The organism is Nocardioides sp. zg-DK7169, assembly GCF_013155365.1.
GTDB lineage: Bacteria > Actinomycetota > Actinomycetes > Propionibacteriales > Nocardioidaceae > Nocardioides.
Genome location: NZ_JABJRA010000005.1, coordinates 308,010 through 324,008 on the forward strand (window position 1 = coordinate 308,010; position 15,999 = coordinate 324,008).

Sequence of the window (15,999 nt, forward strand, 5' to 3'; positions counted from 1 at the left end):
CCCGTCGGGCTCAGGTTCAGGCCTGGACCGCGACCCCGCGCTCGAGCAGGCCGTCGACGTCGGCGATCCCCCAGGCGCTGAGCGCCGCGCGGGTCTGGGCGCCGGCGGTGGCCGGGGGCGGCGTACCGATGGTGGCGCGGGTCCGCGAGAAGCGGGGCGCGGGCTGCGGCTGGAGGAAGCCGTCCTTCTCCACGAACACCTCGCGCGCCGCCATGTGCGGGTGCGTGGCCGCCTCGCTGATCGGGATGATGCCGGCCACGCACGCGTCGGTGCCCTCGAAGAGCTCCACCCACTCGGCCTGGGTGCGGCTCAGGAACGCCTCGGTGATCAGCCGGCGCAGCTCGTCGGTGCGCTCGAGCTCGAACTGGCCGGGCGCGCGGTCCTTGATGCCGAGCAGGGTCACGAAGGCGTCGAAGAACTGCGGCTCCAGCGCGCCGACCGACATGTGCCGGCCGTCGGAGGTCTCGTAGATGTCGTAGAACGGCATCCCGCCGTCGAGCAGGTTGGCGGCGCGCTCCTCGGTGAAGGTGCCCATCGCGAGGAACGCCGCGCCCATCGCGTTGAGGTGGGCGGTGCCGTCGACGATCGCCGCGTCGACGACCTGGCCGCGGCCCGAGACCTTCGCCTCGAGGAGGGCGGCGAGGATGCCGATCACGAGGTACGTCGAGCCGCCGCCGAAGTCGCCGACCAGGTTGGTCGGGAAGTGCGGGCGGCTCTTGTCCTGCCCGAGGCCGTGCAGCGCACCGGTGATCGCGATGTAGTTCATGTCGTGCCCGGCCGCCTGGGCCAGCGGGCCGTCCTGTCCCCAGCCGGTCATCCGGCCGTAGACCAGGCGCGGGTTGACCGCGTGGCAGTCCTCGGGACCGAGGCCGAGGCGCTCGGTGACGCCGGGGCGCATCCCCTCGACGAGGACGTCGGCGTCGGCGACGAGCTCCAGGACGGTCTTGGTCGCCTCGGGGTCCTTGAGGTTGAGCGCGACGCTGGGACGCCCACGGTTGAGCAGGTTGCCCGCGCCGCCGGCCAGCGCCTGGCCGCCCGGCCGCTCGACGCGGATCACGTCGGCGCCGAGGTCGGCGAGGATCATGCACGCGTGCGGACCGGGCCCGATCCCCGCGATCTCGACGACCTTCACCCCGCGCAGCGGCCCGCTGCCCTGACCCAGTTCGTACGTCATGGCGCCGATCATGACAGAACCACTGTCACAGTGGGAGGGGGTTCCCGGGGGCGTCTCGGCGCGGGGTGGGGCGCGACCGGCGTTACAGCCCGGGGGCGGTCGGCAGCACCCGTCGCAGGAACTCCCGCGTGCGGGGCTCGCGGGGCTCGCTGAAGATCTGCTCCGGCGGGCCCTGCTCGAGGATGCGGCCGCCGTCGAGGAAGCAGACGTGGGTGGCGACGTCGCGGGCGAAGGCCATCTCGTGGGTGGCGATCACCATCGTGGTGCCGGCGGCCGCCTCGGTGCGGACGATGCCGAGCACCTCGCCGACCAGCTGGGGGTCCAGCGCCGCGGTGATCTCGTCGAGCAGCAGCAGGCTGGGCCCGGTGCACAGCGCGCGGACCAGGGCGGCGCGCTGCTGCTGGCCGCCGGAGAGCCGGTCGGGGTGCTTGTCGGCCTCGTCGGCGAGCCCGAAGCGGGCCAGCAGGTCGCGGGCGCGCTCCTCGGCGGCGGCACGCCCGACGCCGTGCACCCGCCGCGGGGCGAGCGTGCAGTTGTCCAGCACGGTGAGGTGCGGGAAGAGGTTGTAGGCCTGGAAGACCATCCCCATCCGCTGGCGCACCTCGCGCGGGTCGACGCGCGGGTCGGAGATCTCGCGACCCTCGAAGCGGATCACGCCATCGTCGATGTCCTCGAGCAGGTCGATGCAGCGCAGCAGCGTGGACTTGCCCGAGCCCGAGGACCCGATCAGGCAGACCACGTCGTGGGGGTTCACGGTCAGCGAGACCCCGTCGAGGACGAGGCGCTCGCCGTAGGGCTTGCGCAGGTCGCGGACCTCCAGCAGCGGCTCGTTCACAGGACCACTCACAGGGCACCCGCCCGTTCCTTCTCGACCCAGCGCCGCTGCAGCCAGTCGGTGAACCGCGCCAGCGGCACGGTGAGCACCACGAAGAACAGCGCGACGACGACGTACGCCGTGTAGTTGAAGTGGTACGCCGTGTAGTCGCGCGCGGCGTACACCGCGTCGAAGGCGCCGACGAGGGAGACCAGTGCGGTGTCCTTCTGCAGCGACACGAAGTCGTTGAGCAGCGGCGGCACCACCCGGCGCACGGCCTGCGGCACCACCACGAACCGCAGCGCCTGGCCGCGGCTCAGCCCGAGCGCGGAGGCGCTGTTGAGCTGGGAGGGGTGGATGGAGTCGATGCCCGCGCGGAAGACCTCCGCGACGTAGGCGGAGTAGGACAGCACCAGCGCGACGGCCGCCCAGAACAGCCCACTGGTGGGCAGGCCCTCCAGGCGCAGCGCCGGGACGCCGAACCCGAGCAGCAGGATCAGCAGCACCGTCGGCACGCCGCGCAGCACGTCGGTCCACAGCACCGCGACGATGCGCAGCGGGGTGAGCAGCGCGGACCGCGAGACGCGGACCAGCGCCAGCGCCAGGCCGATCAGCAGGATGAACGGCTCGGCGGCGAGGAAGATGAGCACGTTCTTCCAGAACACTCCCCAGATGTCGGGCAGCACGTCCCGGGCGTGCCCAGGGTCGAAGAACGTCTCACGCACCCGCTCCCAGCCGGGGGTGCTAGTGACGCCCAGGGCGAGCAGCGCGAAGACGACGACGGTCGCGGCCGTCGCCACCAGCACCGAGGATCGGCGGCGCGCCCGACGCACCCGGCGCCGCTCGAGCTCGCGCTCGCTCGGCGCCCAGGTGTCAGTCATGGGGATCAGTCAACACGGGAGGAAGGAGTGCCGGACCGGCTGTCCCGCTCAGGACAGCTCGGGCACGCCCACGACGTCGGAGAGCCACTCGGTCTCGATCTCCTCGAGCGTGCCGTCCTCGCGCATCTCGGCGAGCGCGGCGTCGACGCACGGGACCAGGTCGCTGCCCTTCTCGAAGAGCATGCCGAACTCCTCCTGGTCGCCGGTCTCGGGCTGGAACTGCCCGATGATCTCGGAGCCCTCGATCTCGACGGCGGAGATGTAGAAGGCGGTCGGCAGGTCGGCGAGGATCGCGTCGACCTGGCCGTTGAGCAGCGCCTGCTTGGCGGCGTTGGTGTCCTCGAAGACCAGCGGCTCGGCGCCGGGCTCGATGACCTCGCGGATCGCGGTCAGCGAGGTGGTGCCGGTCTGGGCGCCGAGCTTGAGGCCCTGGAGGTCGGAGATGCTGGACGCCTCGGCGCCGTCGGTGCCCTCGAGCGCGATCACCGCCTGGGCGGCGGAGTAGTAGCCGTCGGAGAAGTCCACGACCTCGGCGCGCGCGGGGGTGATCGAGATCTGGTTGATGTCGAAGTCGAACTTCTTCTCACCCGGCGCGTAGGAGGCGTTGAACGGCACCCGCACCCAGTCGACGTCCTGGGCGTCGAAGCCGAGGCGCTCGGCCACCTCGTAGGCCACCGCGGACTCGAAGCCCTGGCCGTTGGTGGCGTCGTTGTCGACGAACCACGGCTCGTACGCCGGGGAGTCGGTGCCGATGGTGAGCTGGCCGTCCTTGATGAACGTCGCACCCTCGGCGCACTCAGCCGGGTCGGTCGTGGCCGCGTCCGACGAGGTCGCCGCCGGGTCGCTCGCCGTCTCGTCCTCGGGGGCGCACGCGCCGAGGAGGGCGAGGCTGAGGACGGCGGGCACGGCCAGGGAGCTACGACGCAGACGCATGAGGCGAATCGTAGGCGGCGCAGCGGCCCGGACCCACCGTGTCCGGGCCCGAGTGAGCCAGGTCACCGGCGGCGCCGTACGGCAGGTTTGCACCTTGTTGCATAGGTGGGCCAGGGTGTCGCCATGGCCCTGGACCACGCACTCCTCGTCGCGCTGCGCGAGCAGCCCGCCTCCGGCGCGGACCTCACCCGGCGCTTCGAGCGGTCGCTGGGCTTCTTCTGGAGCGCCACGCACCAGCAGATCTACCGCACCTTGGCGCGGATGGAGGCCCGCTCGTGGGTGAGCGTCACCGAGGTCGCGCAGACCGACCGGCCCACCACCAAGGTGTACGACGTCTCCCCCGCGGGCTGCGAGGCGCTGGCCGCCTGGCTGGCCGAGCCGTCGGTGACCGAGCCCTCGCGCAGCGACCTGGCGGTGAAGATGCGCGGTGCCTCGTTCGGCGACCGCGACGCGGTCCTCGCCGTGGTGCGCGACGCCCTCGCCGACCACCTCGCCCGCCTCGAGCACTACCGCTTCCTCGAGGCACGCGACCACCCCGACCCGTCCGCCCTGAGCGGCCTCGAGCTCGACCAGCACCTCGTCCTGCGCGGCGGGATCCGGCTGGAGGAGTTCTGGGTGGCCTGGCTGACCGACTACCTGGAGGCCCACCGATGACCGCCGACGCGCCCGCGCCGTACCCCCACCTGCTCGAGCCGCTCACGCTCGGCCCGCTCACCCTGCGCAACCGGGTGGTGATGGGCTCGATGCACACCGGGCTGGAGGACCGGGTCCGCGACCTGCCGGCGCTCGCGGCGTACCTCTCCGAGCGCGCCCGCGGCGGCGCCGGGCTGATCATCACCGGCGGCTACGCCCCCGACAAGCGCGGCTGGCTCAAGCCGCTGGCCTCCGAGCTCACCACCCGGCTCCAGGCGATGCGCCACCGCGAGGTGACCGGCGCGGTGCACGACGCCGGCGGCGCGATCGCGCTGCAGGTGCTGCATGCCGGGCGCTACGGCTACCACCCGTTCAGCGTCTCGGCCTCGGCGAAGCGCTCCCCGATCACGCCGTTCCGCCCGCGCGCGCTCTCCACCCGCGGCGTGGACCGGACGGCGACCGCGTTCGCCCGCACCGCCGCACTCGCGGTCAAGGCGGGGTACGACGCGGTCGAGATCATGGGCTCGGAGGGCTACCTGATCAACCAGTTCCTCGCCGCGCGCACCAACGACCGCACCGACGCGTGGGGCGGCACCGCCGCCAAGCGGATGCGCTTCCCCGTCGAGGTGGTGCGCCGCACCCGCGAGCTGGTCGGCGAGGACCTGCCGATCGTCTACCGGATCTCGCTGCTCGACCTGGTCGAGGACGGCCAGACCTGGGAGGAGGTCGTCGAGCTGGCGCACCTGCTCGAGGAGGCCGGCGTCAGCGTCCTCAACACCGGCATCGGCTGGCACGAGGCGCGAGTGCCCACGATCATCACCCAGGTCCCCCGCGGCGCCTGGCGCACGCACACCGCCCGGCTGCGCGCCGAGGTCGGGGTCCCGGTCTGCGCCTCGAACCGGATCAACACCCCCGAGCTGGCCGAGGAGATCCTCGCCGCCGGCGAGGCCGACCTGGTCTCGATGGCCCGCCCGCTGCTGGCCGACCCGGCGTTCGTCGAGAAGGCCGCCGCCGGGCGCGCCGACGAGATCAACACCTGCATCGCCTGCAACCAGGCCTGCCTGGACCACGTGTTCGCGAACCGCTTGGCCTCCTGCCTGGTCAACCCGCGGGCCGCGCGCGAGACGACGCTGGTGCTCGCGCCGACCCGGCGCCGGGCCCGGGTCGCGGTCGTCGGGGCCGGCCCGGCCGGGCTCGCCGCCGCCGTCTCCGCGGCCGAGCGCGGTCTCGCGGGCACCCTCTTCGAGCGCTCCCCGCAGCTGGGCGGGCAGTTCCGCCTCGCGATGGCGGTGCCCGGCAAGGAGGAGTTCGCCGAGACGCTGCGCTACTTCACCCGGCGCCTGGAGGTGCTCGGCGTCGAGGTGCGTCTCGGGGTCACCGCGACCGCCGCCGAGCTCACCGCACGCGACGACGCCGGCGCCGCGGCGTACGACGAGGTGGTGCTGGCCACCGGCGTCGTCCCGCGGGTGCCCGACCTCGAGGGCGTGGACCACCCCTCCGTCGTGACGTACGCCGACGTCCTGTCCGGCCGGGTGGTCCCGGGCCGCCGGGTCGCCGTCGTGGGCGCGGGCGGCATCGGTGTGGACGTCAGCCACTGGCTGTCCCACGACCCGCGCGAGACCGAGGACGACTGGCGCGCGCACTGGGGCGTCGGCGACCCCTCGCTGCACCGCGGCGGGCTGACCGAGCCCAAGCCGCGCACCCCGCTGCGCGAGGTCACCCTGCTCCAGCGCAAGACCACCCCGATCGGCGTCGGCCTGGGCAAGACCTCCGGCTGGGCGCACCGCGCGGTGCTCAAGCAGTCCGGGGTCGAGCGGGTCACCGGCGTCACCTACGACCGGGTCGACGACGCCGGGCTGCACTACACCCGCGACCGCGAGGCGCACCTGCTCGCGGTCGACCACGTCGTGCTGTGCACCGGCCAGGAGCCGGTGCGCGAGCTGTACGACGAGCTGGTCGAGGCGGGGGTGGCCGTGCACCTGATCGGCGGCGCCGACGTGGCCGCCGAGCTGGACGCCAAGCGCGCCATCGAGCAGGGCACCCGGGTGGCCGCCGCGCTCTGAGGCCGGCCGGGCGGACGGGCGGGGTCGGATAGTCCGCCACACAGGCGTCGTCATCGGGCGGATCGACGACACTCCTGTGCCGGACTATCGTCCCCGGGCCAGCAGCCCCGCCGCCACCGTCTCCAGGCCGACCGCGCGGGAGGCCTTGAGGAGCACCGTGTCGCCGGGGCCGACGTGGGCGCGCAGCCAGGCGAGCGCGGCCTCGCGGTCCGCGACCCGTTCGCCGCCGGCCGGCCAGGCGCCGGACCCGACGGCGAGCAGCACGTCGACGCCGGCGGCCCGGGCCTGCTCCCCCGCCGCGGCGTGCAGCGCGGCGGACCCCTCCCCGAGCTCGCGCATCTCGCCCAGCACCGCGACCGTGCGCCCGGGACGGGCGCGCCCGAGGTCGACGAGGGTGTCGAGCGCGGCGCGCACCGACTCGGGGTTGGCGTTGTAGGAGTCGTCGAGCACCACCAGCCCGTCGGCCCGCTCGTGGACCGCACTGCGCGACTGCGGCGCCGGGCGGGCGGCGCTGAGCCCGGCGGCGACCTCGTCGAGGGAGCGGCCGCCGGCCAGCGCCATCGCCGCGGCGGCCGCGGCGTTCGCCACCTGGTGGCGCCCGGTGAGCGCCAGGCGCACCGGCGCCTCCTCACCGGCGTGGGTGAGCACGAAGGAGGCCCGTCCGCGGGCGTCCAGCGCCGGCGCGCGCCACGACACCTCACCGGTGCGGCCGAAGGTCAGCACCCGCGCCCGGGTGCGCACCGCCATCGCGGCCACCTGCGGGTCGTCGGCGTTCAGCACCGCGGTCCCGCCGGGCGCCAGCGCCTCGACCAGCTCGCCCTTCGCGGCCGCGACCAGCGCCGGGCCGCCGAACTCCCCCACGTGCGCGGAGCCGACCGCGAGCACGGCGGCCACGTCCGGCGGGGCGACCTCGCTCAGCCAGGCCAGGTGGCCCAGGCCCCGGGCGCCCATCTCCAGCACCAGCTCGCGGGTGTCGGGGCGCAGCCGCAGGCAGGTCAGCGGCACCCCGAGCTCGTTGTTCAGGTTGCCCGCGGTCGCCACGCAGCGCTCGCCGCCGGAGCCGAGCACCGCGGCCAGCAGCTCCTTGGTGGTGGTCTTGCCGTGCGAGCCCGTGACGGCGTACGTCGTGGGCGCCACCGTGTCCACGACGTGGCGCGCCAGCCGGGCCAGCGCGACCGCCGGGTCGCGCACCACCACGGTCGGGGCGGCGGTCGGCCGGCTGCCCAGCACGGCGTGCGCCCCGGCGGCGTGGTCGTGGCCGTCGGCGTGCTCGCCGGCGATGGCGACGAACAGCCCGCCCGGCTCGGGGTGGCGGGAGTCGAGGTAGGCGGCGCCGCTCACCACGGTGCGCCCGGCGCGCGGGTCGCCGTGCACGGTGCCACCGACGACGGCGGCGAGGTCGGCCAGGGAGATCGCGATCATGGCTCCACCCTCGGGCGCGCGGGCCCCCGCGCGCCTCGTCCTCGCGGCCATCCCTCCGGTACCAGCGGCCCCTTCCCCGGCACCTGAGGCGGAGGCGGCACCCCCGCCCCGGCGGCGAGGTTGGAGCCATGACGATCCTGCTCTCCGACCCCCGGGTCGCCGCCGTGCCGGTGCACGAGTGCGGCGAGCCGCTGGTCGCCCTCGACGCCTCCTTCGGCCCGGCCCGGGCCCTGGTCCGTGCCGGGCTCGCCGCCCGGCTTGCGGCGGCCCGCGACGCGCTGCCGCCCGGCATCGGGCTGCGGGTGCTCGAGGGGCACCGCAGCGTGGCCGACCAGCGCCGGATCATCGAGTGGTACGCCGGCGAGGTCCGCGCCGCCCACCCCGACGCGGACGCCGCCGAGGTGGAGCGGCTGACCAGCCAGTTCGTGAGCCCGGTGGCGGTCGCGCCGCACGTCGCCGGCGCGGCGGTCGACCTCACCCTCGTCGACGCCTGCGGCGACGAGCTCGACCTGGGCACCCCGGTCGACGCCACCCCCGAGCAGTCCGACGGGCGCTGCTGGACCGCGGCGGCCGGGATCGGCGCGGACGCCCGCGCCCACCGGGACCTGATGGCGCGCGTCCTCGGCGGCGCCGGGCTGGTCAACTACCCCACCGAGTGGTGGCACTGGAGCCACGGTGACCGCTACTGGGCGCTGCGCACCGGCGCCCCGGCGGCCCTCTACGGCCCGCTCGAGGCCTCCCTCGGCGAGGGCGCCGCCACGGGCACCGGCGCCGGGGCGGCGGCGTGAGCGCGGTGCCGCTCGCGCGCGCCGCGACCCGCTCGGCCGCGCCGCGGCTGCTGGTCGACCCCGAGGCGGTCGCCGCCAACACCCGGGTGCTCGCGGCCCGGGTCACCCCGGGCGCACCGGGCGCACCGGGCGGGACCGCGCTGATGGCGGTCGTGAAGGCCGACGGCTTCGGCCTCGGCGCGGCCACGGTCGCCCGCGCCGCGCTCGCCCACGGCGCCACCAGCCTGGGCGTCACCACCGTCGCGGAGGGCCTGGCGCTGCGCGCGGAGGGCATCGACGTCCCCGTGCTCAGCTGGCTCAACGGCGTCGACGCCGACTTCGCCGGCGCGCTCGCGGCCGGCCTCGACCTCGCCGTACCGTCCACCGAGCACCTCGGCGCGATCACCCGCGCCGCGTCCCCCGGGCGGCCCGCGCGGGTGCACCTGCACCTCGACACCGGGCTGGCCCGCGACGGCGCCGAGCCGTCCGGCTGGGCGACCCTGTGCCGGGCCGCGCGCACCGCCGAGCGGGCCGGGCTGGTGCAGGTGGTGGGCGTGATGGGGCACCTCGCGCTCGCCGACGAGCCGGGCCACCCGGCCAACGCCGTGGGCCGCACCCGGTTCGCCTGGGGCGTGCAGGTCGCCCGCGCCTGCGGGCTGCGGCCCGCGCTGCGCCACCTCGCCGCGACCGCGGCCACCCTCACCGACCCGCAGAGCCACCACACCCTGGTCCGGGTCGGCGCCGGCCTGGTCGGCATCGACCCGAGCGGCACCACCGCGCTGCGCCCCGCGGTCACCCTGAGCGCCCCGGTGGTGCAGGTGCGCCGGGTCCGCGCCGGCACCCCGGTCGGCTACGGCCACACCTGGACCGCCGCCCGCGCGACGACCCTCGCCCTGCTCCCGGTGGGGTACGCCGACGGGCTGCCGCGCGCCGCCTCCGGCCGCGCCTCCGTGCTGCTGCGCGGGCAGCGCCGGCCCGTCGTCGGCCGGGTCTCGATGGACCAGGTGGTCCTCGACCTCGGCGACGACGCCGTCGCACTCGGCGACACCGCCACCGTGCTCGGCCCCGGCGACGCCGGGGAGCCCACCCCCGCCGAGTGGGCCACGTGGTCGGGGACCCTCCCCCACGAGGTGCTCACCGGCTTCGGGCCGCGACCCGACCGGGTCGTGGCCACCACCGTCCTCAGGAGCGTCCGATGACCACCGCAGCCCGCACCCCCGTCCCCGCCCGCACGCCGATCGGGCGGGTCGCCGTGATCGGCGGCGGCACCAGCTGCGAGCACGACGTCTCCCTCGCCTCCGCGGCCGGGGTCGCCGAGGCGCTGCTCGCCGGGGGTCACGACGTCGTCCGGCTCACCATCGACCCCGAGGGCGTGTGGCGCGACGGCGGCGACCGGCCGATCGGGCTGGCCGGCGCCGTGCACGTGCTGCGCAGCTGCGCGGTCGCCGTACCGGTCGTGCACGGCCCCGGCGGCGAGGACGGCACCCTCGCGGCGCTGCTCGACCTCGCCGGCGTCCCCTATGTCGGCTCCGGCGTGGGCGCCGGCGCGCTGGCGATGGACAAGTGGGTGACCAAGCTCGTCGCCGAGGCGCTCGGGCTCGCCACGGCGCCCGGCGTGCTGCTGACCCGCGCCAGCGCCGCGGCGTACGCCGTGGACCACCCGGTGGTCGTGAAGCCGGTCGCGGCCGGCTCCAGCCACGGCGTGTCCCTGGTCCGTGAGCAGGCCGAGCTGGCGGCAGCGCTGGACGCGGCGTTCGCCCTCGACGACCGGGTGCTCGTGGAGGACGTCGTCGTGGGCCGCGAGATCGACGTCGCGGTCCTGGCGAGCGGGGCGGAGCTGCTGGTCTCCCCCGCCCTGGAGATCCGGGTGGACGGGCTCTTCGACTTCGAGGCGAAGTACGGCGGGGGCGCGGACTTCGTGGTGCCCGCCCCGCTGTCGTCCACCGAGCAGAAGGCCCTGGAGTCCGCCGCGCTCGCGATGTTCACCGCGCTCGGGTGCCGCGGGGTCGCCCGCATCGACTTCTTCCTCACCGAGGCCGGGCCGGTGCTCAACGAGGTCAACACGATGCCCGGCTTCACCGCTCACTCGCAGGTGCCGCAGATGTTCGCCGCGGCCGGAATCGACTACGTCGCCCTGGTCGACCGGCTGGTGCGCGACGCCGTGGCCGGGCGCGCTACGCCGCGCGCGGCGGCATGAGGATCGACGGACTGGACCTGCTGCGCGGCGTCGCCGTGGCCCTGGTGGTGCTGCGCCACGCGCTGCCGGAGGTCTTCCCGGGCGCCGGGGTGGTCGGGGTGGTGATGTTCTTCGCCCTCTCCGGGCACCTGATCACCGGCCTGCTGCTGGAGGAGGCCGGGCGCACCGGCCGGGTCGCGCTGGGCCGGTTCTACCGGCGCCGGGCCCGGCGGCTGGTCCCCGCGCTGGCCGTGGTGGTCGCGGTGTGGCTGCTCGTCACGCTGACCCTCGACCCGATCGGGGAGCGCGACGAGGTCGCCCGCACCCTGCTGGTGGCGATCACCTGGACCGGCAACCTGCCCGGGCTGGTCCCCGGCGGCGCGACGTTCCACCTGTGGACCCTCGCGACCGAGGAGCAGTTCTACCTGCTCTGGCCGGCCCTGCTGTCGCTGGCGGTGGCCCGCGGTCGGGTGCGGCTGCTGCTCGCCGTCGCCGCGGCGGCCTGCCTGCTGGCCTGCGTGGCGACCACGCTGTGGCTCGCCGAGGACCCGGACCTGGCCTATCCGCTGCCGACCTCGTGGGCGCTGTGCTTCGTGATCGGGGCCGCGAGCCGGGTCCTCCTGGAGCGTCGTCCGCAGGGGGTCGCCGTACCGCCGGTGCTCGTGGTGCTCACCGTCGCCGCGCTCGGGGTGCTGGCCGTGGTTCCATTGCGCGGTCACGCGCTCACCTACCTGGCAGGAGGTCCGGCCATCGCTGCGCTCACCGCGGTGCTGCTGCTCGCCTGGCGACGATGGCGGACCATCACCGGCCCGCTGCGCGCCCTGGTCTGGCTCGGCACGGTGTCCTACGGCGCCTACCTGTGGAGCTACCCGCTCACGCTGTGGCTGCGCCCCCACGCCGAGCTCGGCGGGGTGGTCGCGGCCGTGCTGACCGTCGGCGCCGCCGCGCTGAGCTGGTACGCCGTGGAGCGGCCGCTGCAGCGTCGCCGTACGACGACCGTGGCGGTGCCGGCATGAGCGCGTCCGCACCCGCGCCCCACCCGCTGGACGACTGGCGGCGCTGGGCGCCGGACCTCGCCGTGGGCGCCCTGGCGGTCCTCGTCGGCATGCTGGAGGTGCTCGGGACCGAGATCTACCCCGAGGAGAGCCGCACGGTCCTGACCCTCTACGTCCTGGGCTTCGCGGCCGCCGCCGGGCTCAGCCGGCACGCGCCGGCGATCGCGCTGGCGCTGGTCTGGCTGCTCGGCGTCGCCCAGGTGGTCACCGAGACCCGGATGCTGCTGGTCGAGCTCGCGGTGATGCTGGTGGCGTTCGGCTGCGCCCGCTGGGGCCGGCCCGCGACGGTCTGGGCGAGCGCCCTGAGCATCCCCGTCGGCGGGCTCGTGGTCTTCCTGGTCGCGGTCTGGTTCGCCGACTCCGGCGTGGTCTACACGGTGCTGCGCAACTACCAGGGGCCGCTCGAGCTGGCCTACTCCCTCGGCGACACCTGGCAGGTCGCGATCGCGCTCGTGGTCCTCGCGGTGCTGGCCGTGCCGTGGCTCGCCGGCCTGGCGCTGCGCTTCCTGGCCCGGGCCCGCGACTCCCGGGCCTCGCAGGTGGTCGCGGAGGACGAGGCAGCGATGGCCGTGCGCGAGCGCGAGCAGGCCGAGGAGATCGCCCGGCTGCGCGATGAGCAGACCCGCCTGGCCCGCGACGTGCACGACGTCGTCGGCCACTCCCTGGCCGTGATCCTGGCCCAGGCCGAGTCGGCGCAGTACCTGCCCGACGCCGACACCACCGCGCTGAAGCAGACGATGTCCACGATCGCCACCTCGGCCCGCAGCTCGCTGCAGGACGTGCGCCAGGTGCTGACCAGCACCCAGGCCCCGGTCGCCGCCCCCGGCGGGCTCGACGAGCTGGTCGAAGGGGTCCGGGCGGCCGGTCACGACGTGGTCGCCACCGAGGTCGGTGTCCCGCGGCCGATGCCGCCGGAGCTGGAGACGGTGGCCTTCCGGGTGCTGCAGGAGATGCTCACCAACGCGATCCGGCACGGGCGCCGCGACACCCCGGTGCAGGTCGAGCGGCACTGGGACGGCGAGCTGCGCATCGAGGTGCGCAACAGCATCGCCGTGGCCGCGGGCGTGCCCGACGAGGACCTCACCCGCCCGATCGGCGCCGTCGACCCGGACGCCGCCCCGCCCGCGGCTCCCGGCGCCGGCCGCGGCCTCGAGGGCATGCGCCGCCGGCTCGAGGCGGTCGGCGGGCGCCTCGACGTACGACGTCGCGAGGAGGCCGGAGGCCCGACGTTCACCGCCACCGCGTGGGTCCCGACCCGGGGGCTGAGCCGGTGAGCGCGCCGGTGACGGGCTCGGCTTCCGGCTCGGCGGGCGCGCCGATCCGGGTGCTCCTCGTCGACGACCAGGAGCTGTTCCGCGCGGGGGTGTCGGTCATCGTCGACGCCCAGGAGGGCATGGAGGTGGTCGGGCAGGCCGCCGACGGCGTCGAGGCGGTGCGGCTGGTCGAGCAGCTGACGCCCGACGTGGTGCTGATGGACATCCGGATGCCGGAGATGGACGGCGTCGAGGCGACCCGGCAGATCTTCGCCCCCGAGCGGGTGGCCCGGCGCTCGCGCCCGGTGCGGGTGGTGGTGCTGACGACGTTCAACCTCGACGACCGCGCCGCCACCGCGATCCGGCACGGCGCGAGCGGGTTCCTGCTCAAGGACACCACCCCGCGCCAGCTCGGCGACGCGATCCGCACCGTGCACGCGGGCAACGCCGTCCTCGCCCCGACCGACCTGTCGACGCTGCTCGACGGGCAGTTCCGCAGCGCCACGCCGCCGCCCACGGAGTACCTCGGGCTCACCGAGAAGGAGCGCGAGGTGTTCACCGCGGTGGCCCTGGGGCTGTCGAACACCGAGATCGCCGGCCAGGTCTTCGCCAGCGAGTCCACGGTGAAGACCCACGTGGGAGCGATCCTGCGCAAGCTCGCGCTGCGCGACCGGGTGCAGATCGTGGTGTTCGCGCACCGGCACGGGCTGGTCTGAGGGGTCGGGCACCAGCCCGATAGTCCGCCACACAGGTGTCGTGATCGGGCGGATCTGCGACACCTGTGTGGCGGACTATCGCCCCCTCAGGACCTCGCAGGCTCCTCGTCCACCCGCTCCAGGAACGCGAGCACCCGCTCCAGCAGCAGCGCCGAGGCCGCCTCGTCGTGCGAGGCGAGGCTGGGGTCGGTGAACAGGTGCTCCTCGCCGGGGTAGACGAAGACCTCGGCCAGCCCCGGCTCGGCGGCGAGGAGGTCGCGGGCGGCGGCCAGGTCGCCGTCGCCGGCGAAGAACGGGTCGTCGGCCATCCCGTGCACCTGCACCGGCACGCCCCGGGGCCAGGCCCCGAACTCCTCGGTCGGCAGGAAGGCCTCCAGCAGGAGCGCCCCGCGCACCCCCGGCCGGCTCTGCGCCAGGGCCTGGGCGGGCATCACCCCGAGGGAGACGCCGGCCACGACCAGGTCGTCGGGGAGCCCCTCGGCGGCGGCGCGTCCCCGCTCGAGCAGGACGTCGAAGCCCACCGAGCGGGCGTGCGCCACCCCGGCGTCGAGGTCGTCGAAGACCCGTCCCTCGTAGAGGTCGGGCAGGTGGACGGTGTGGCCGGCCGCGCCCAGGCGGTCGGCGAGGGAGCGCATCCCGGGGGTGCGCCCGCGGGCGTGGTGGAGCAGGAGTACGTCGGCCATCCGTCGACGATGACACCTCGCGCCGACACCCGCCAGAGGCCGCAGCCACCCGGCGGGGAGGCTCAGCCCACCGAGCGGGTCTGCGCGGCGATCATGTCGGCGTACCAGTCGAAGGAGCGCTTGGGGGTGCGGCGCTGGGTCTCGTGGTCGACGTGGACCAGGCCGTAGCGCAGCGTGTAGCCGCGGCTCCACTCGAAGCCGTCGAGCAGCGACCAGGTGTAGAAGCCGCGCACGTCGACCCCGCGCTGGACCGCGTCCGCGACCGCGCGCAGGTGCACGTCGAGGTAGTCGATGCGCTGCTGGTCGTCGATGGTGCCGTCCGGGCCCGGCGCGACGTCGTAAGCGCACCCGGCCTCGGTGATCACGATCGGCGGCAGCGCGGCGCGGTAGCGGGCCCGCGCGGTGATCAGCCACTCGCGCAGCGCGGAGGGCACGACCGTCCAGCCGCTGTCGGTGGTCGGGTAGCCCAGCAGCGGCTGGAGCTCGAAGGGCAGTGCGGCGTCCTCGTCGGTGGCCGCGACCTTCAACGGGCTGTAGTAGTTGACGCCGTAGAAGTCGAGCGGCTGGCGGATCGTCGCCAGGTCGCCCTCGACGATCTCCGGCTCCAGCAGCGGCAGCAGGTCCTCGGGGTAGCGCCCCAGGAGCATCGGCTCGAGGAACATGCCGTTCCAGAACGCGTCGAACAGCTTGCCGGCGCCCACGTCGGCGGGGTCCTCGGTGGCCGGCCACATCGGCGCGTGGTTGTTGGCGCACCCGATGCTCGAGGCGCCGGCCTCGCGCAGGGCGACGGCGGCGCGCCCGTGGCCCAGCAGCAGGTGGTGCGCCGCGGCCACGGAGTCGAAGAGCAGCTCGCGCCCCGGCGCGGAGGTCCCGATGCCGTAGCCGACGAAGGCCGCGACGTTGGGCTCGTTGACCGGCACCCAGTGCGTCACCCGGTCGGCGTAGCGGTCCGCGACGATCGCGGCGTAATCGGCGAACCGGTCGGCGGTGGCCCGGTTGAGCCAGCCGCCGTCGTCCTCCAGCGCCTGCGGGAGGTCCCAGTGGTAGAGCGTGACCATCGGCTCCACGCCGGCCTCGAGCACCGCGTCGACGACCCGGTCGTAGTGGTCCAGGGCGCGCCGGTCCGGTGCCCCCGCGCCGGTCGGCTGGATGCGCGGCCAGGCCAGCGACATCCGGTAGCCCTGCACGCCGAGCCGTCCGACGAGGCCGATGTCCTCGGGCCAGCGGTGGTAGTGGTCGCAGGCGACGTCGCCGGTGTGCCCCTCGAGGGTGCGTCCCGGGGTGTGGCTGAAGGTGTCCCAGATGCTGGGCCCGCGGCCGTCGACGTCGACGGCACCCTCGGTCTGGTAGGCCGACGTGCTGACGCCGAATCGGAAGCCTGGAGGCAGCACGGGGAACGAGCGCTCGGGGGGCACGGCACAATCATGGC

The 15,999-nt window shown here is 75.2% G+C and carries 15 protein-coding genes; 8 read left to right on the forward strand and 7 right to left on the reverse strand.

Going from position 1 to position 15,999, the window contains the following annotated elements; translation table 11 throughout:
- Nucleotides 1-16: 16 nt before the first annotated feature.
- The 4 genes from HOQ23_RS10365 to HOQ23_RS10380 form a co-directional block, all read right to left on the reverse strand.
- On the reverse strand, nucleotides 17-1,174 hold the full coding sequence (locus HOQ23_RS10365; protein ID WP_172214403.1) for a CaiB/BaiF CoA-transferase family protein: 1,158 nt from the start codon (nucleotides 1,172-1,174) through the stop codon (nucleotides 17-19).
- A gap of 82 nt (nucleotides 1,175-1,256) precedes the next feature.
- On the reverse strand, nucleotides 1,257-2,009 hold the full coding sequence (locus tag HOQ23_RS10370; RefSeq protein ID WP_172214405.1) for an amino acid ABC transporter ATP-binding protein: 753 nt from the start codon (nucleotides 2,007-2,009) through the stop codon (nucleotides 1,257-1,259).
- A gap of 8 nt (nucleotides 2,010-2,017) precedes the next feature.
- Nucleotides 2,018-2,869 carry an amino acid ABC transporter permease gene (locus tag HOQ23_RS10375; RefSeq protein WP_172214407.1) on the reverse strand — a complete coding sequence of 284 codons (852 nt, stop codon included), beginning with the start codon at nucleotides 2,867-2,869 and terminating at the stop codon, nucleotides 2,018-2,020.
- Nucleotides 2,870-2,917: 48 nt separating this feature from the next.
- Nucleotides 2,918-3,802: an ABC transporter substrate-binding protein gene (locus tag HOQ23_RS10380; RefSeq protein WP_172214409.1), complete on the reverse strand. Its 885-nt coding sequence runs from the start codon at nucleotides 3,800-3,802 to the stop codon at nucleotides 2,918-2,920.
- Nucleotides 3,803-3,925: 123 nt separating this feature from the next.
- Between HOQ23_RS10380 and HOQ23_RS10385 the strand changes: the two genes are divergently transcribed.
- Together HOQ23_RS10385 and HOQ23_RS10390 are read left to right on the forward strand one after the other, a co-directional pair.
- Nucleotides 3,926-4,456 carry a PadR family transcriptional regulator gene (locus HOQ23_RS10385; protein WP_172214411.1) on the forward strand — a complete coding sequence of 177 codons (531 nt, stop codon included), beginning with the start codon at nucleotides 3,926-3,928 and terminating at the stop codon, nucleotides 4,454-4,456.
- Nucleotides 4,453-6,498 (forward strand): NADPH-dependent 2,4-dienoyl-CoA reductase, encoded by a 2,046-nt coding sequence (locus tag HOQ23_RS10390; RefSeq protein WP_172214413.1) that lies wholly within the window; start codon nucleotides 4,453-4,455, stop codon nucleotides 6,496-6,498. The genes HOQ23_RS10385 and HOQ23_RS10390 overlap by 4 nt, the downstream gene beginning before the upstream one ends.
- 84 nt (nucleotides 6,499-6,582) lie before the next feature.
- Here the strand turns inward: HOQ23_RS10390 and murF are convergent, their stop codons facing one another.
- On the reverse strand, nucleotides 6,583-7,920 hold the full coding sequence (murF, locus tag HOQ23_RS10395; protein ID WP_172214415.1) for a UDP-N-acetylmuramoyl-tripeptide--D-alanyl-D-alanine ligase: 1,338 nt from the start codon (nucleotides 7,918-7,920) through the stop codon (nucleotides 6,583-6,585).
- 128 nt (nucleotides 7,921-8,048) lie between these two features.
- On the opposite strand from murF, the gene HOQ23_RS10400 reads away from it, so the two are divergent.
- From HOQ23_RS10400 to HOQ23_RS10425, 6 genes are read left to right on the forward strand one after another with little or no spacing between them, the layout of a single operon-like run.
- Nucleotides 8,049-8,708 carry a M15 family metallopeptidase gene (locus HOQ23_RS10400; protein WP_172214417.1) on the forward strand — a complete coding sequence of 220 codons (660 nt, stop codon included), beginning with the start codon at nucleotides 8,049-8,051 and terminating at the stop codon, nucleotides 8,706-8,708.
- Nucleotides 8,705-9,886: an alanine racemase gene (gene alr, locus HOQ23_RS10405; protein WP_367650445.1), complete on the forward strand. Its 1,182-nt coding sequence runs from the start codon at nucleotides 8,705-8,707 to the stop codon at nucleotides 9,884-9,886. The genes HOQ23_RS10400 and alr overlap by 4 nt, the downstream gene beginning before the upstream one ends.
- On the forward strand, nucleotides 9,883-10,884 hold the full coding sequence (locus HOQ23_RS10410) for a D-alanine--D-alanine ligase (protein WP_172214419.1): 1,002 nt from the start codon (nucleotides 9,883-9,885) through the stop codon (nucleotides 10,882-10,884). The genes alr and HOQ23_RS10410 overlap by 4 nt, the downstream gene beginning before the upstream one ends.
- Complete coding sequence (locus HOQ23_RS10415; protein WP_172214421.1) at nucleotides 10,881-11,879, forward strand: acyltransferase; 999 nt, start codon at nucleotides 10,881-10,883, stop codon at nucleotides 11,877-11,879. Before HOQ23_RS10410 ends, HOQ23_RS10415 begins: the two co-directional genes overlap by 4 nt.
- Nucleotides 11,876-13,192, forward strand: coding sequence for a sensor histidine kinase (locus HOQ23_RS10420; RefSeq protein ID WP_172214423.1), 1,317 nt, complete (start codon nucleotides 11,876-11,878; stop codon nucleotides 13,190-13,192). Before HOQ23_RS10415 ends, HOQ23_RS10420 begins: the two co-directional genes overlap by 4 nt.
- Nucleotides 13,189-13,887: a response regulator gene (locus HOQ23_RS10425; RefSeq protein WP_367650446.1), complete on the forward strand. Its 699-nt coding sequence runs from the start codon at nucleotides 13,189-13,191 to the stop codon at nucleotides 13,885-13,887. The genes HOQ23_RS10420 and HOQ23_RS10425 overlap by 4 nt, the downstream gene beginning before the upstream one ends.
- Nucleotides 13,888-13,973: 86 nt before the next feature.
- Here the strand turns inward: HOQ23_RS10425 and HOQ23_RS10430 are convergent, their stop codons facing one another.
- Both HOQ23_RS10430 and HOQ23_RS10435 read right to left on the reverse strand, forming a co-directional pair.
- Entirely contained in the window at nucleotides 13,974-14,570 is a 597-nt protein-coding gene (locus HOQ23_RS10430; protein WP_172214425.1) for a dienelactone hydrolase family protein, read from the reverse strand.
- A gap of 62 nt (nucleotides 14,571-14,632) precedes the next feature.
- Nucleotides 14,633-15,985, reverse strand: a complete 1,353-nt coding sequence (locus tag HOQ23_RS10435) for a GH1 family beta-glucosidase (RefSeq protein ID WP_172214427.1) — start codon at nucleotides 15,983-15,985, stop codon at nucleotides 14,633-14,635.
- Between the last annotated feature and the right edge of the window lie 14 nt (nucleotides 15,986-15,999).

Coding starts and splice junctions, on each gene's coding strand:
- HOQ23_RS10365 (WP_172214403.1), bottom strand. CDS start 1,174: ATGACGTACGAACTGGGTCAGGGCAGCGGGCCGCTGCGCGGGGTGAAG.
- HOQ23_RS10375 (WP_172214407.1), bottom strand. CDS start 2,869: ATGACTGACACCTGGGCGCCGAGCGAGCGCGAGCTCGAGCGGCGCCGG.
- HOQ23_RS10380 (WP_172214409.1), bottom strand. CDS start 3,802: ATGCGTCTGCGTCGTAGCTCCCTGGCCGTGCCCGCCGTCCTCAGCCTC.
- HOQ23_RS10385 (WP_172214411.1), top strand. CDS start 3,926: ATGGCCCTGGACCACGCACTCCTCGTCGCGCTGCGCGAGCAGCCCGCC.
- HOQ23_RS10390 (WP_172214413.1), top strand. CDS start 4,453: ATGACCGCCGACGCGCCCGCGCCGTACCCCCACCTGCTCGAGCCGCTC.
- murF (WP_172214415.1), bottom strand. CDS start 7,920: ATGATCGCGATCTCCCTGGCCGACCTCGCCGCCGTCGTCGGTGGCACC.
- HOQ23_RS10400 (WP_172214417.1), top strand. CDS start 8,049: ATGACGATCCTGCTCTCCGACCCCCGGGTCGCCGCCGTGCCGGTGCAC.
- HOQ23_RS10410 (WP_172214419.1), top strand. CDS start 9,883: ATGACCACCGCAGCCCGCACCCCCGTCCCCGCCCGCACGCCGATCGGG.
- HOQ23_RS10415 (WP_172214421.1), top strand. CDS start 10,881: ATGAGGATCGACGGACTGGACCTGCTGCGCGGCGTCGCCGTGGCCCTG.
- HOQ23_RS10420 (WP_172214423.1), top strand. CDS start 11,876: ATGAGCGCGTCCGCACCCGCGCCCCACCCGCTGGACGACTGGCGGCGC.
- HOQ23_RS10430 (WP_172214425.1), bottom strand. CDS start 14,570: ATGGCCGACGTACTCCTGCTCCACCACGCCCGCGGGCGCACCCCCGGG.